Genomic DNA, 13,985 nt, shown 5'->3' with positions numbered 1-13,985 from the left:
TCAGAGACGATGAGGTAGATAGGTCATGGGTGGAAGCGTGGTGACACGTGGAGCTGAATGATACTAATCGGTCGAGGCTTTGATCTAGTCTATGGTTTGTGTTGATGAATCCTCAGTTTTCAGGGAACAAGCCCTAAAGTCTGGTGGCGATAGCGAGACGGCCACACCCGTTCCCATGCCGAACACGGAAGTTAAGCGTCTCAGCGCCGAAAGTAGTTGGGGGATCTCCCCCTGTGAGGATAGGACGTTGCCAGGCAAACGGTGGTTCTGGAGCATTCGCTCAAGGGCCGCCGTTTTTTCTTATCATCGATTTAGTCTAGTGGAAGAGAGGACGTAAGAAATGGCTAAGAAGATCAAAGTATATGTCGAACCAAATGAAACGGTCAGCGAATGTTTAGATCGAATCAATGAAATGGGTTATCGTCCTATACGCCGCATTGAAAAGCCCGTCTTTGAGCAAACGGGAGCCAAAGATGAACCTGTCCATTCCCATCAATCGATTTTATTTGAATGCGTCTCTAAAGAATCCTAATGCCAAGCCGTCACACTATCTGTGTGACGGCTTTTTTATATCTTAAAATGAATGCTTGCGTTCAAAGCATCGGTCTCCAAGCGCATCCAATAAAGTTTGAGCGCGTTTCTCTATCTTTTTAGGAAGATTCTCTTTACTAAAGTATTCAAGAGCCAGGCTTTCACCGTCTTCCATCAGAAGCTCTCCATGTACTCCTTTTGCCTGATATAAATGGATGACACCGTATGTTTCATCGCCGTTCGGATATTTAAAGTAACCATCCGGACCGGAAAAGACTTGAATGAATTCAAATTGCTTAGCGAAAAGTCCAGTTTCTTCTTTTAATTCTCGTGCAGCGACTTCTTCCAACGTTTCTCCGAGCTCCATCGATCCTCCTGGTAAACCCCAGTCAAGTGTATCCGATCGGAATTGCATCAGTACCTCTTGTTTTTGGTTGATGACCAAAATGGTCGCTCCAACGCTGATGATCGGACGGTTGCCAATCACTTCCCGAAGACTCGATATGTAACTCATCTAACTCCCCCTTTTATAATAGAATACAGGATATACTGAGAAGATTCTTCTTATACCCAAAAAGCGAACGATAAATATTCAGACAATTAAAATGTTCGCAGTTTATTGACATGTTTTCAAAGAACAAGGTACGATAGGCGTGTGAGATAGGAAAAATAAATAGTGCTCCATATAATCGCAAGGAAATGGCTTGCAAGTTTCTACCTGATCACCGATTCTGATCAGACTATGGGGTGTAGCTGACGTGTATTTGTCATGCCTATACCCTAAACTGATTGCTCGGTTTAGGGATTTCTTTTTGTAAGGGGGACATTTGGAATGAACGTAGTAGTTGGAGTAATCATGGGTAGTTCATCTGACTGGGAGACGATGAAACATACATGTGACATGTTAGATGAGTTACAGATTCCATATGAAAAACAAGTCGTATCAGCTCACCGTACACCAGACCTTATGTTCGAATATGCTGAAGAGGCACGAGGCAGAGGCATTCAAGTAATCATTGCGGGTGCTGGTGGAGCAGCCCACCTCCCTGGAATGGTAGCTGCGAAAACGACACTTCCTGTCATCGGTGTCCCTGTTCAGTCTAAAGCACTCAATGGAATGGATTCGCTACTCTCGATTGTTCAGATGCCTGCAGGAGTTCCAGTAGCAACTGTTGCGATTGGTAAAGCGGGAGCGACAAATGCAGGATTACTTGCTGCTCAAATTCTTAGCATTCACTCCACAGACATTACAAATCGACTTGATGCATTTCGGGAGAAGAAACAAGAGATGGCGATGCGAGGAACGGAGGAGTTGGTCTGATGAGAATCGGAATTTTAGGTGGAGGACAACTTGGACGGATGATGTCTCTTAGTGCGAGTGCAATGGGGTATACGACACTTTGTATCGATCCAAACCCACATGCACCGACTGCTCAAGTGGCAGATTCCATTGTTGCCTCATTTGATGATGTCGACGCCGCAAAGAAACTCGCTGCCCGTTCTGACATCGTGACGTACGAATTTGAGAATATTGACACAGAAATGATTGCTGCGATTGAAGAAAAATGTCCACAAGGAATGGATGTATTGAAAGCGACGCAACATCGCATCTTAGAAAAACAAATGATTGAATCTGCCGGACTACGAGTCGCACCTTATATTTCAGTCCGTACCGTTCGAGATATTCAGGTGGCGAAAGAGAAGCTTGGGTTGCCATTTGTCATCAAAACGTGTCGCTTCGGCTATGACGGAAAAGGGCAGACAGTCATTCGGACGGAACAGGATGTTCAGGCATTCATTGAACAGTTCACCGAACAAGAATATGTCGCTGAAACTTGGTTGCCGTTTGAAAAAGAGATCTCGGTCATTGTGACACGAGGAGAAGAAGAAACGTCAACGTTCCCAATCAGTGAAAACATTCATCACAACAACATTCTACATCTATCCATCGTACCGGCTCGTGTGGCTGATGAGATTCAAGAAGATGCGAGACATCTCGCACTTCAACTCGCAGACCACATCGGGTTGATGGGAACACTCGCTGTCGAGTTGTTCGTCATGCCAGATGGTCGCCTTTACGTAAACGAACTCGCACCACGTCCACATAATTCTGGACATTACACAATTGATGCATGTGAGACCTCACAATTTGAACAACACATTCGAGCCGTGACGGGGATGCGTCTCGGACGAACGACACTGACCACTCCGGTCGTCATGGTCAATCTTCTCGGTGAACATATGCAACGACTCAATGTCAAAGCATTGCCATCGAATGTTAAACTACATCTGTATGGAAAAGATGAAGCGAAGACAGGTCGCAAGATGGGACACTTGAATGTTCTCGGTGACACGGTCGAGGATGCGCTTCATACCATCGAACAACTGGCAATTTGGAAGGAGACCGTTTTATGATTTCACGCTACACCCGCCCAGAGATGGCGAACATTTGGACTGATCAAAATAAGTTCGAGGCTTGGTTGAAAGTTGAGCTTTACGCGTGTGAAGCTTGGAGTGAACTTGGGATTATCCCGAAAGAAGATGTACAAGTCCTTTGGGACAAAGCATCGTTTGATGTTGATCGTATTTTAGAAATTGAACAAGAGACGCGTCACGATGTGATTGCGTTCACGCGTGCGGTCTCAGAGACACTCGGGGAAGAGAAGAAATGGGTACACTACGGATTGACGTCGACGGATGTCGTCGATACGGCACTCTCGTACTTAATCAAGCAAGCGAATGACATCTTAGAAGCCGATTTAGATCGCTTCATCGGCATTCTTGCAGAAAAAGCAAAAGCGCATAAATATGACATCATGATGGGACGGACACACGGTGTGCACGCAGAGCCGACAACGTTCGGTTTGAAGCTCGCCCTCTGGTATGAAGAAATGAAGCGCAACAAGAAACGCTTCATGGCAGCACGCGAAACGATTGAGTTTGGGAAAATGAGTGGAGCCGTCGGGACGTTTGCGAATATCGATCCGTTCATCGAGTCATATGTGTGTGACAAGCTCGGCATCCAAGCCGCACCGATCTCGACACAGACACTCCAACGTGACCGTCATGCCGAGTATATGTCGACGCTCGCATTGATCGCGACATCGATTGAAAAGATGGCTACCGAGATTCGCGGTCTTCAAAAGACAGAGACACGTGAAGTGGAAGAGTTTTTCGCAAAAGGGCAAAAAGGATCGTCGGCGATGCCGCATAAACGAAACCCAATCGGTTCTGAAAACATGACGGGTCTTGCGCGTGTCATTCGCGGTCATATGATGACGGCTTATGAAAATGTTCCGCTTTGGCATGAGCGTGACATCTCGCACTCGTCAGCAGAACGCATCATTATTCCGGATGCGACGATTCTTCTTAACTATATGTTGAATCGCTTCGGTAATATCGTGAAGAACTTGACGGTCTTCCCAGATAACATGCGTCGCAACATGGATCGTACGTTTGGGATTATCTTCTCGCAACGTATTCTACTCGGCCTCATCGAGAAAGGCTGGTCGCGTGAAGCCGCATATGACGCGGTTCAACCGAAGGCGATGCAAGCGTGGGAAGAAGAGACGATGTTCCGAACATTGATTGAAGAAGACAAAGAAATGGGCGCACTCTTTACGAGTGAAGAGCTCGATGAATTGTTCGATCCGCGTTATCACGTACGCCGTGTCGATACAATTTTTGAACGCTGTGGTTTGTAATCGTTGAGGGGCGATATGCCCCTCTCACTTTTAAGGGGGACGGTTCAGATGAAAGCAATTTATGAAGGCAAGGCGAAAGCGTTATTTGAGACAGAAGAAGCGGGAGTGCTTCGCGTATATTATAAAGACGATGCGACAGCATTCAATGGAGAGAAGAAAGAGTCGATTGATGGGAAGGGGATCCTGAACAACGCCATCACGACACAGCTGTTCGAATTGATGCATGACAACAAGATTCCGACGCACTTTATCAAACGAATCTCAAAGCGAGAACAGTTGGTACGCCGTGTTGACATCATTCCGTTAGAAGTGGTTGTCCGAAACGTAGCGGCAGGAAGCCTGGCGAAACGACTCGGTTGGGAAGAAGGGACACCGCTACTTGCACCGATTGTCGAGTTCTACTATAAGGATGATGCTCTTGGGGATCCGCTCCTAACAGAAGACCATATCCGTTTGTTGCAAGTCGCTACACATAAAGAAGTCGAAACATTGCGACAACTTGGTCTTTGGGTAAATGACGTATTACTCGATTTCTTCGGTCAACACGGCATTGACGTGATTGATTTCAAACTAGAATTCGGGAAAGTGGACGGAACCATCATCTTAGCGGATGAGATTTCACCAGACACGTGCCGACTGTGGGACAAAGAGACGAAACAAAAGCTTGATAAGGACGTATTCCGTCGCGATTTAGGTTCTTTGACTGAGACGTATGGACAATTGCTAACACGCATAGGGGGAAATGGACAATGAAAAAAGTAAACGTGTATGTGACGTTACGTGAAAGTGTACTCGACCCACAAGGAGTAGCTGTGAAAGGCGGACTCGAGCATCTTGGATTCGCTGGAATTGAATCGGTACGCATCGGGAAAGTCATCGAACTTCAGGTCGCTGACGAAACGACAGAAGACATGGTCAAAGAGATGTGTGAGAAACTACTCGTCAACACGGTCATTGAGAATTATGAAATCGAGATGGGGGTACTTGCATGAAGTTCGCGGTCATCGTCTTTCCAGGATCAAACTGTGACCTCGACATGTATCACGCGGTAAAAGACGTGCTCGGGGAAGAAGCGGAATACGTGTTCCATACAGAAACCTCACTTGAAGGGTTCGATGGGGTGCTCTTACCAGGTGGCTTCTCATATGGAGATTACTTGCGTTGCGGGTCAATCGCCCAATTTTCACCGATTATGGCGGAGGTAAAACGTTTCGCAGAAGAAGGACGTCCGGTGCTTGGCGTATGTAACGGATTCCAAGTACTTGTCGAAGCGGGACTCCTCCCAGGCGTGTTGATGCGAAATCGTGATTTGAAATTCATGTGTAAGACTGTCGAACTTGTCGTTGAAAATAACGAGACGATGTTCACAAGTGACTATGCGGCACAGGAAACGATTCGCGTGCCAATCGCACACGGTGAGGGCAACTACTACTGTGACGAGGCGACACTCGAGACATTGAAGGCAAATGGTCAGATTGCGTTCACCTATAAAGAGAACCCGAACGGATCGGTCGAAAATATCGCCGGCATCACGAACGAAGCAGGAAATGTACTCGGCATGATGCCACACCCAGAGCGTGCGGTCGAAGCATTGCTCGGTGGGGAAGACGGTAAACGGTTATTCACGTCAATTGTAAAATGGGGGGCACGACATGTTACTTACAACTGAACCGACAGCTACGCAAATCCGCGATGAAAAGATTTATGCCACGATGGGATTATCGGACGACGAATACGCTCTCGTCGTCTCACTGCTTGGCCGGGAGCCAAACTATACAGAAATCGGTCTCTTCTCGGTCATGTGGTCTGAACACTGTTCGTACAAAAACTCGAAACCTGTGCTCCGGAAGTTTCCTACAACCGGAAAGCACGTCTTACAAGGACCAGGAGAAGGGGCAGGAATCGTCGATATCGGAGACGGTCAAGCTGTCGCCTTCAAAATCGAGAGTCATAACCACCCGTCAGCGATTGAACCTTATCAAGGGGCGGCGACTGGGGTGGGCGGAATCATTCGTGACATCTTCTCGATGGGTGCCCGTCCGATTGCATTATTGAACTCACTCCGTTTCGGAGATTTGAACGAATCACGTGTGAAACATTTATTCGGTCATGTTGTGTCAGGCATTGCCGGTTACGGAAACTGTGTCGGTATCCCGACTGTCGGTGGCGAAGTCGCCTTTGACCCGGCCTACTCAGGGAACCCACTCGTCAACGCGATGTGCGTTGGTTTCATCCGTCATGAAGATATTCAAAAAGGAATCGCAGAAGGTGTCGGAAACTCGGTCATGTATGTCGGAGCGACGACTGGACGCGACGGAATCCATGGTGCCACATTCGCCTCTGAAGAACTCGGGGAAGACGCGGACGAGAAACGTCCAGCCGTACAAGTCGGAGACCCGTTCATGGAGAAGTTATTGATTGAAGCGTGTCTTGAAGTCATCAAACACCCGGCGCTCGTCGGGATTCAAGACATGGGGGCAGCAGGGTTGACATCTTCTTCAGCGGAGATGGCCTCAAAAGCCGGCATGGGGATTGAGATGAACTTAGACCTCGTCCCGCAACGTGAGACAGGCATGACACCTTACGAGATGATGCTATCGGAATCACAAGAACGGATGCTTCTCGTTGTCAAAGCCGGACATGAAGACGAGATTGAATCGATCGTGACGAAGTGGGGACTTCACGCGATCAAAGTCGGCGAGGTCATCGAAGAGAAAGTGCTTCGCCTCGTTCACCAAGGAGAAGTTGCAGCAGAGGTACCTGTCGACGCGCTCGCAGAAGACGCTCCTGTCTATCATAAACCTTCAAAAGTACCAGCCTACTACGAAGCTTTCCAAGCCATGAGTCCTGTTACACCAATCGTCGAAGATGTGATGGCGACATGGAAAGACGTTCTTGCGATGCCAAGTATCGCTTCGAAACGTTGGGTGTATGAGCAATACGACCATATGGTTCAAACATCGACAGTCGTCGCACCGGGCAGTGATGCTGCAGTCATCCGCATTCGTGAGACGGAGAAGTCGCTCGCGATGACAACCGACTGTAACGCGAAATACGTCTATCTCGACCCGCGTGTCGGTGGGGCAATCGCTGTCGCTGAAGCGGCACGTAACATCGTCGCAAGTGGTGCAGCGCCTCTTGCTTTGACGGACTGTCTCAACTTCGGAAGCCCGGATAAACCGGAAGGGTTCTGGCAGCTCGACCAAGCCGTTGAAGGAATGGCGGAAGCGTGCCGGACGCTCGATACACCTGTCATTGGTGGAAACGTATCGTTGTACAACGAATCGAACGGACAAGCCATTTATCCGACACCGGTCGTTGGAATGGTCGGTCTCATTGAGAAGCCAGAGCACATTACGACATCGTTTGCGAAACAAGCCGGAGACGTTGTCTTCTTACTCGGAGAGACAAAAGCAGAATTTGGGGGTAGTGCCCTTCAAATGCTCCAAGACGGAAAAGTGAGCGGACATGCGCCGACACTCGACCTTCAGGAAGAACGTCAGACGCAGAAAGCATTACTTCAAGCGATTCGTGAAGGTCTTGTCACGGCGGCACACGATGTGTCAGAAGGTGGTCTTGCGGCAGCGTTACCAGAACTCGTTTTCGGAACAGGGTTTGGTGTCGATGTCACAATCGATACAGATCTCGTCACTGCGTTATTTAGTGAATCCCAGTCACGCTTCCTCGTGACAGTCGACCAAACGCAGGCCGAGGCATTCGCGAGCATGACGAACGGAACAGCAATCGGTACGGTTACAGAAACGGCAACCGTTGTCGTTCGCGCGAGCAATCGCTTGATTGAAATGGATGTGCAAGAGTTGGAACGTGTATGGGAAGGAGCTATTCCATGTTATATGACATCCGAGGCATGAACGAGGAATGTGGCGTCTTCGGTGTGTTCGGTCACATCGAAGCGTCACACCTTGCCTACTACGGACTTCACAGTTTGCAGCACCGTGGCCAAGAAGGAACGGGAATCGTAACGGCAGACGGAGAGCGTCTCCACGCGAAACGTGGACTCGGACTCGTCACCGAAGTATTTGACGAAACGTCTCTCGACGCACTCACCGGGAATCATGCGATCGGTCACGTACGCTACTCGACAGCGGGCGGCAACACGCTCGAGAACGTTCAACCGCTCCATTTCAAGTCGTTGACAGGTGATTTGGCGATGGCGCATAACGGAAACCTTGTGAATGCGACTGAGTTGAAACATATGCTCGAAGCGGAAGGTGCGATCTTCCAGACGACGTCCGACACGGAAGTCGTGGCCCATCTCATTAAGCGGAGTCGCGGTAATTCATTGAAAGAACGCATTGCAGATAGCTTGGCTCGTCTCGTTGGAGCATTCGCCTTCTTATTTTTGACAGAAGATGCCCTATACGTCGGAGTCGACGTTCATGGGTTACGTCCTTTGTCACTCGGGCAGACGGAAGACGGTGCGTACGTTTTCGCATCAGAGACATGTGCGTTTGACGTCGTTGGAGCGACGTATGTCCGAGATGTTGAACCAGGCGAGTTACTCATGATTACGAACGAGGGCATCACATCTGAACGCTTCAGTGAAGCGGCAGTTCGTGCGATGTGTTCGATGGAATACATTTACTTCTCACGTCCGGACTCGATCATCGACGGCATCAACGTGCATACGGCGCGTAAAGCCATGGGGAAAAAGATGTTCGAAGAAGCGCCGGTCGAAGCGGATGTCGTGACGGGGGTACCGGACTCGAGTATTTCCGCGGCAATCGGTTATGCCGAAGCGAGTGGAATCCCATACGAGATGGGACTTATTAAGAACCGTTATGTCGGACGGACATTCATTCAACCTTCTCAGGAATTACGGGAGCGCGGCGTGAAGATGAAACTGTCGGCGTTACGCGGTGTCGTGAATGGGAAGCGGGTCATCATGGTCGATGATTCCATCGTCCGAGGAACGACGAGCCGCCGAATCGTTACCTTGCTTCGAGAGGCAGGCGCGACGGAAGTGCACGTGCGCATCACGTCACCGCCAATCAAGCATCCATGCTATTACGGAATCGATACATCAACGAAGGAAGAGTTAATTGCGGCAACCAAATCCGTTGAAGAAATCAGAGAAGAGATTGGTGCCGATTCACTAGCGTTTCTCACATTGGATGGAACGGTCGAAGCCATCGATCGTCCATTCGAAGGAGCGTTACGCGGGCAGTGTGCTGCATGCTTCACGGGACTTTATCCGACTGAACTTGCAGAACTCGTGACAGAGACAAAGGCTTAAGGGGGAAAACCGATGAGCGTTCGATATGAACAAGCGGGTGTGAATTTAGAAGCAGGGTACGAGGCCGTATCCCGTATGAAACGTCATGTTGCCCGGACGATGCGTCCAGAAGTAATGACAGGGCTCGGTAGTTTCGGGGCGATGATTGATCTCGGCTCGATGAACATGAAACATCCCATTCTCGTGAGTGGGACGGATGGGGTCGGGACGAAGCTGAAGTTGGCTTTCGCGCTCGACCAACATGACACGATTGGAATTGATTGCGTCGCGATGTGCGTCAACGATTGCCTCGTTCATGGAGCAGAACCGCTCTATTTTCTCGACTATATCGCGACAGGAAAAGCAGAGCCGGCTAAACTCGAGCGCATCGTCGCCGGGGTCGCTGAAGGATGTGTCCAAGCCGGTTGTGCCCTCGTCGGAGGAGAAACGGCTGAGATGCCTGGAATGTACCCGGATGGGGAGTATGACATTGCCGGGTTTGCGGTCGGGGTCGTTGAGAAAGAGCACTTACTCGACGGTTCGACGATTCAGGATGGAGATGTCGTTCTAGGTCTTGCTTCTTCAGGGGTTCATTCAAACGGTTTTTCTCTTGTACGTCATATCGTCGAAGCGCAAGGTCTTCACTATACGGATGAAATTGCGATGCTCGATACAACACTTGGGAACGCGTTGCTTCTTCCGACACGCATTTACGCTGAAGCGGCGAAAGCGGCGATTTCGACAGGTAAAGTACAAGGAATGGCTCACATCACAGGCGGTGGTTTCTATGAGAATGTCCCTCGTATGTTACCGGAAGGACTCGGGATCACGTTCGATGCATCGAGTTGGCCAAGCCTTCCTGTCTTCGACTGGCTCGAACAAGTCGGAAACATCTCGAAACAGGAAATGTTCAACGTCTTCAACATGGGCATTGGTTATATGATTACGGTACGTCCTGAAGATGTGGAACTGGTCGAAGCGGCGCTCGAACGTGTCGGTGAAACAGCGCATCGAATCGGGAAAGTCGAGAGTCGTCCAGGAATCCGAATCTCAGGAGTGGACCAATGAAACGATTTGCCATCTTTGCATCAGGGTCAGGGAGTAACGCTGAAGCCATTTGGCAGGCGATTGCCGATGGGCAATTGTCAGCCGAGTGCGTGTTGCTCGTCACGGACAAACTAGAAGCGACGGTTCTCGACCGTGCGGAGCGTCACGAGATTCCAAGCTTTTCCTTCACACCGAAAACGTATGCGTCTAAAGAGGAGTTCGAGGAAGAAATCCTCGTCCTTCTCGATTCGCTTCGAGTGGACTATATTGTGTTAGCAGGGTATATGCGCTTGATCGGAAATGTGTTACTATCCGCATATCCGAACCGAATCATAAACATTCATCCTTCACTCTTGCCCGCGTTTCCGGGGAAAGACGCGATTGGTCAGGCGCTTGACGCGAACGTGTCGACGAGTGGCGTGACGGTTCATTATGTGGATGCGGGGATGGACACGGGTCCGATCATCGCACAAGCGTCAGTCGAGATTGAAGGATGCGACCGCACGGAAGCGACACGACGCATTCAAGCGATTGAACATCAACTGTATCCGCGCGTATTACAACAAGTGTTGAATCAACAGGAGGTTTTCAAGTGAGAGCATTATTAAGTGTTTCTGATAAAACAGGAATTGTGGAACTAGCAACTGTCCTACATGAGGCGGGCATCGAACTCATCTCGACAGGAGGGACCGAGGCGGCACTCCAGAAAGCCGGTTTACCGGTCAAAAACATCTCTGAGGTGACATCGTTCCCAGAAATGTTAGATGGTCGTGTCAAGACGTTACACCCACTCGTTCACGGCGGATTGCTCGGACGTCGCGACCTCGATACACATGTCGCTCAAATGAAAGACCATGATATCGAACCAATCGATTACGTGGTCGTCAATCTTTATCCGTTTAAAGAGACGATTGCAAAAGAAAATACGACGTACGAAGAAGCGATTGAAAATATCGATATCGGTGGCCCGAGTATGTTGCGTTCAGCTGCAAAAAACCATGCGAGCGTCACGGTTGTCGTTGATCCGAGTGACTATACACTCGTTGCGGATGAAGTACGTGAAGGTGGCACATCATTTGAGACACGCCAACGTCTCGCGACGAAAGCGTTTCGTCATACGGCTGCTTATGACGCATTGATCGCCGATTATTTAGGACGTCAAACCGGAGAAACTTTCCCAGAACAATTGACGGTCACGTATGAAAAAGTTCAAGACCTTCGTTACGGAGAAAACCCGCACCAACAAGCAGCGTTTTATAAAACGCCTTTATATGATGGGATGACACTCGCGAATGCGACACAACTCCACGGGAAAGAACTTTCGTATAACAACATTCAGGATACGAACGCGGCGCTTGAAGCACTCAGTGAGTTGAATGAACCGGCTGCTGTCGTCGTCAAACATATGAACCCATGTGGTGTGGCAGTAGGACGGACGATTTCTCAGGCGTTCGAACGTGCACATGCGGCTGACCCGGTCTCTATTTTTGGTGGAATCGTTGCCTTGAACCGCGAAGTCGATTTAGAAACGGCAGATGCCCTTCGAAACATCTTTTTAGAGATCATCATTGCCCCATCCTTTAGTGAGGCAGCACTTGAACGATTGAAAGAGAAAAAGAACCTTCGTCTATTAACGTTGGATATGGGTCAAATGACAGGGATGCGCTTAACAGCTGTCGCTGGAGGGTTGCTCGTACAAGATGGGGACGACATGACACTCGATGATGCAGCTTGCCAAATCGTGACAGACCGTCGCCCGACAGCATCCGAATGGGAAGATTTGAAACTCGCATGGCGCGTCGTCAAACACGTGAAGTCAAACGCCATTGTCGTAGCGAAAGATGAGACGACGATTGGAATCGGAGCGGGACAGATGAACCGCGTCGGAGCTGCAAAAATCGCTTTCGAACAAGCAGGTGAACGTGCGACGGGCGCAGCGCTTGGAAGTGACGCGTTCTTCCCAATGGCAGACACGGTCGAAGCGGCAGCAGCGGCAGGCATTACAGCCATCATCCAACCAGGTGGATCAATTCGCGATGCCGAATCGATTGAAGCGGCAAACCGTCACGGTATTACGATGGTGTTCACATCGGTCAGACATTTTAAACACTGAGAGGGGTTCGCGTCATGAACGTAATGGTCATCGGTCGAGGAGGACGCGAGCATGCGCTCGCATGGAAATTAAAACAAGACGGACATCACGTTTTCGTTGCACCAGGTAACGCCTTCATGGAAGGTATGACATGTGTATCGATCAATGAGACAGACGTCGAGGCACTTGTACAGTTCGCAGAAGAAACGAACATCGAATGGACGATTGTCGGACCGGAGTCTTCTTTGATGGCAGGGGTCGTCGATACGTTCCGTGCTAAAGGACTAAACATCTTTGGACCGACGAAAGCAGCGGCTCTGCTCGAAGGAAGTAAAGCGTTCGCAAAAGAGGTCATGATGGAGGCAGGGATTCCGACAGCAGCGTACGAAGCGTTCACTGACGCAGAATCGGCGCTCTCCTATATTCAGAAACTTGGAGCACCGCTCGTCGTTAAAGCCGACGGTCTTGCTGCTGGTAAAGGTGTCACGGTCGCGTTCACAGTGGAAGAGGCAGAAGCAGCGGTACGTGATATTTTCACGACGGATAAATTCGGTCAACAGTCACAGGTCGTCATCGAAGAGTTCCTTGATGGGGAGGAGTTTTCACTCATGGCGTTCGTCTCGGGAGAGCGCGTCATTCCGATGATTACGTCTCAAGATCATAAACGTGCCTATGACGGTGACAAGGGACCAAACACAGGTGGTATGGGTGCCTACAGTCCGATGCCGCATTTGTCAGAGGACGTGTATGAAGAAGCGGTGAGGACGGTACTCGAACCCCTCGCTCAAACGATGGTCAAACAAGGGACTCCGTTTGAAGGATTCTTATACGCCGGACTGATCTTAACGTCGAGCGGACCAAAAGTGATTGAGTTTAATGCTCGCTTCGGTGACCCAGAGACGGAAGTCATTTTGCCGAATTTGAAATCACCGCTCCTCGACGTGATCCAAACGGTCATCCGTCAAGAGCCGTATTCGATTGAATGGGTCGAGGGTTATACGATGGGGGTCGTCATCGCAGCGAAAGGTTATCCGGACCGACCTGTCACCGGTCAAGTATTGTCTGGTTTTGAGTCGCTCCCGCAGGACGTTCTCGTCTTCCATGCTGGAACTGCACAGCAGGACGATCAAGTCGTTGGGAACGGTGGTCGCCTGCTCGTCGTCACTGCGACGAAACCGACGCTACTTGAAGCAAAAAAATCCGTTTATGAAGCGATCGCACAACTCGATTTGCCAGATACGTTCTACCGGACAGATATCGGTTCACGAGCGTTCACACAGATTATTTGAAGGATGGGTCAACCCATCCTTTTTTTCATGCGAAAAAAAGGGAATCCCAATATCCTGTTCTACAATAATAAAGTAGCTTAGGGAAA

General features: G+C 49.5%; 14 protein-coding genes, 2 rRNA genes and 1 riboswitch. Of the genes, 15 read left to right on the top strand and 1 reads right to left on the bottom strand.

Annotated elements, in window-relative coordinates; genetic code table 11:
- The 3 genes from KNP04_RS13265 to KNP04_RS13255 all read left to right on the top strand — a co-directional run.
- Window positions 1-87, top strand: a 23S ribosomal RNA gene (locus tag KNP04_RS13265); the annotation flags it as partial.
- A gap of 52 nt (window positions 88-139) precedes the next feature.
- A 5S ribosomal RNA gene (gene rrf / locus KNP04_RS13260) occupies window positions 140-256 on the top strand.
- A gap of 84 nt (window positions 257-340) precedes the next feature.
- Window positions 341-532, top strand: coding sequence for an NETI motif-containing protein (locus KNP04_RS13255; RefSeq protein WP_015880702.1), 192 nt, complete (start codon window positions 341-343; stop codon window positions 530-532).
- A 42-nt stretch (window positions 533-574) separates the two neighbouring features.
- On the opposite strand, the gene KNP04_RS13250 is transcribed toward KNP04_RS13255, so the two are convergent.
- Entirely contained in the window at window positions 575-1,045 is a 471-nt protein-coding gene (locus KNP04_RS13250) for an NUDIX hydrolase (RefSeq protein ID WP_214876682.1), read from the bottom strand.
- 147 nt (window positions 1,046-1,192) lie between these two features.
- Window positions 1,193-1,294, top strand: a riboswitch (purine riboswitch).
- A gap of 69 nt (window positions 1,295-1,363) precedes the next feature.
- On the opposite strand from KNP04_RS13250, the gene purE reads away from it, so the two are divergent.
- From purE to purD, 12 genes are read left to right on the top strand one after another with little or no spacing between them, the layout of a single operon-like run.
- Entirely contained in the window at window positions 1,364-1,852 is a 489-nt protein-coding gene (gene purE, locus KNP04_RS13245) for a 5-(carboxyamino)imidazole ribonucleotide mutase (protein ID WP_214785783.1), read from the top strand.
- Window positions 1,852-2,946 (top strand): 5-(carboxyamino)imidazole ribonucleotide synthase, encoded by a 1,095-nt coding sequence (gene purK, locus KNP04_RS13240; RefSeq protein ID WP_214876680.1) that lies wholly within the window; start codon window positions 1,852-1,854, stop codon window positions 2,944-2,946. The genes purE and purK overlap by 1 nt, the downstream gene beginning before the upstream one ends.
- Entirely contained in the window at window positions 2,943-4,235 is a 1,293-nt protein-coding gene (gene purB / locus KNP04_RS13235) for an adenylosuccinate lyase (protein ID WP_214696700.1), read from the top strand. The genes purK and purB overlap by 4 nt, the downstream gene beginning before the upstream one ends.
- A gap of 48 nt (window positions 4,236-4,283) precedes the next feature.
- On the top strand, window positions 4,284-4,988 hold the full coding sequence (gene purC / locus KNP04_RS13230; RefSeq protein WP_214876678.1) for a phosphoribosylaminoimidazolesuccinocarboxamide synthase: 705 nt from the start codon (window positions 4,284-4,286) through the stop codon (window positions 4,986-4,988).
- Window positions 4,985-5,227, top strand: coding sequence for a phosphoribosylformylglycinamidine synthase subunit PurS (gene purS / locus KNP04_RS13225; protein ID WP_074032936.1), 243 nt, complete (start codon window positions 4,985-4,987; stop codon window positions 5,225-5,227). The genes purC and purS overlap by 4 nt, the downstream gene beginning before the upstream one ends.
- Complete coding sequence (gene purQ, locus KNP04_RS13220; protein WP_214696716.1) at window positions 5,224-5,904, top strand: phosphoribosylformylglycinamidine synthase subunit PurQ; 681 nt, start codon at window positions 5,224-5,226, stop codon at window positions 5,902-5,904. The genes purS and purQ overlap by 4 nt, the downstream gene beginning before the upstream one ends.
- Window positions 5,888-8,107 carry a phosphoribosylformylglycinamidine synthase subunit PurL gene (gene purL / locus KNP04_RS13215; protein WP_214876676.1) on the top strand — a complete coding sequence of 740 codons (2,220 nt, stop codon included), beginning with the start codon at window positions 5,888-5,890 and terminating at the stop codon, window positions 8,105-8,107. The genes purQ and purL overlap by 17 nt, the downstream gene beginning before the upstream one ends.
- A complete protein-coding gene (gene purF, locus KNP04_RS13210; RefSeq protein ID WP_214758269.1) occupies window positions 8,083-9,492 on the top strand; it encodes an amidophosphoribosyltransferase in 1,410 nt (469 codons plus the stop codon). The genes purL and purF overlap by 25 nt, the downstream gene beginning before the upstream one ends.
- A gap of 12 nt (window positions 9,493-9,504) precedes the next feature.
- Window positions 9,505-10,539: a phosphoribosylformylglycinamidine cyclo-ligase gene (gene purM, locus KNP04_RS13205; protein WP_214696720.1), complete on the top strand. Its 1,035-nt coding sequence runs from the start codon at window positions 9,505-9,507 to the stop codon at window positions 10,537-10,539.
- Complete coding sequence (purN, locus tag KNP04_RS13200) at window positions 10,536-11,114, top strand: phosphoribosylglycinamide formyltransferase (RefSeq protein WP_214876674.1); 579 nt, start codon at window positions 10,536-10,538, stop codon at window positions 11,112-11,114. Before purM ends, purN begins: the two co-directional genes overlap by 4 nt.
- Window positions 11,111-12,631 (top strand): bifunctional phosphoribosylaminoimidazolecarboxamide formyltransferase/IMP cyclohydrolase, encoded by a 1,521-nt coding sequence (gene purH, locus KNP04_RS13195; protein ID WP_214876672.1) that lies wholly within the window; start codon window positions 11,111-11,113, stop codon window positions 12,629-12,631. The genes purN and purH overlap by 4 nt, the downstream gene beginning before the upstream one ends.
- A gap of 14 nt (window positions 12,632-12,645) precedes the next feature.
- A complete protein-coding gene (purD, locus tag KNP04_RS13190; RefSeq protein ID WP_214876670.1) occupies window positions 12,646-13,899 on the top strand; it encodes a phosphoribosylamine--glycine ligase in 1,254 nt (417 codons plus the stop codon).
- The last annotated feature ends 86 nt before the right edge of the window (window positions 13,900-13,985 follow it).

The organism is Exiguobacterium sp. CH10 (assembly GCF_018617635.1).
Classification (GTDB): domain Bacteria; phylum Bacillota; class Bacilli; order Exiguobacteriales; family Exiguobacteriaceae; genus Exiguobacterium; species Exiguobacterium aestuarii_A.
This window is presented reverse-complemented; position numbering and strand designations above follow the sequence as displayed.

Excerpts from the sequence above, each read along its gene's own strand:
- purD (WP_214876670.1), top strand. The coding sequence starts at position 12,646 with ATGAACGTAATGGTCATCGGTCGAGGAGGACGCGAGCATGCGCTCGCA.
- purB (WP_214696700.1), top strand. The coding sequence starts at position 2,943 with ATGATTTCACGCTACACCCGCCCAGAGATGGCGAACATTTGGACTGAT.
- purC (WP_214876678.1), top strand. The coding sequence starts at position 4,284 with ATGAAAGCAATTTATGAAGGCAAGGCGAAAGCGTTATTTGAGACAGAA.
- KNP04_RS13250 (WP_214876682.1), bottom strand. The coding sequence starts at position 1,045 with ATGAGTTACATATCGAGTCTTCGGGAAGTGATTGGCAACCGTCCGATC.
- purL (WP_214876676.1), top strand. The coding sequence starts at position 5,888 with ATGTTACTTACAACTGAACCGACAGCTACGCAAATCCGCGATGAAAAG.
- purQ (WP_214696716.1), top strand. The coding sequence starts at position 5,224 with ATGAAGTTCGCGGTCATCGTCTTTCCAGGATCAAACTGTGACCTCGAC.
- purE (WP_214785783.1), top strand. The coding sequence starts at position 1,364 with ATGAACGTAGTAGTTGGAGTAATCATGGGTAGTTCATCTGACTGGGAG.
- purK (WP_214876680.1), top strand. The coding sequence starts at position 1,852 with ATGAGAATCGGAATTTTAGGTGGAGGACAACTTGGACGGATGATGTCT.
- purF (WP_214758269.1), top strand. The coding sequence starts at position 8,083 with ATGTTATATGACATCCGAGGCATGAACGAGGAATGTGGCGTCTTCGGT.
- purS (WP_074032936.1), top strand. The coding sequence starts at position 4,985 with ATGAAAAAAGTAAACGTGTATGTGACGTTACGTGAAAGTGTACTCGAC.
- purM (WP_214696720.1), top strand. The coding sequence starts at position 9,505 with ATGAGCGTTCGATATGAACAAGCGGGTGTGAATTTAGAAGCAGGGTAC.
- KNP04_RS13255 (WP_015880702.1), top strand. The coding sequence starts at position 341 with ATGGCTAAGAAGATCAAAGTATATGTCGAACCAAATGAAACGGTCAGC.
- purN (WP_214876674.1), top strand. The coding sequence starts at position 10,536 with ATGAAACGATTTGCCATCTTTGCATCAGGGTCAGGGAGTAACGCTGAA.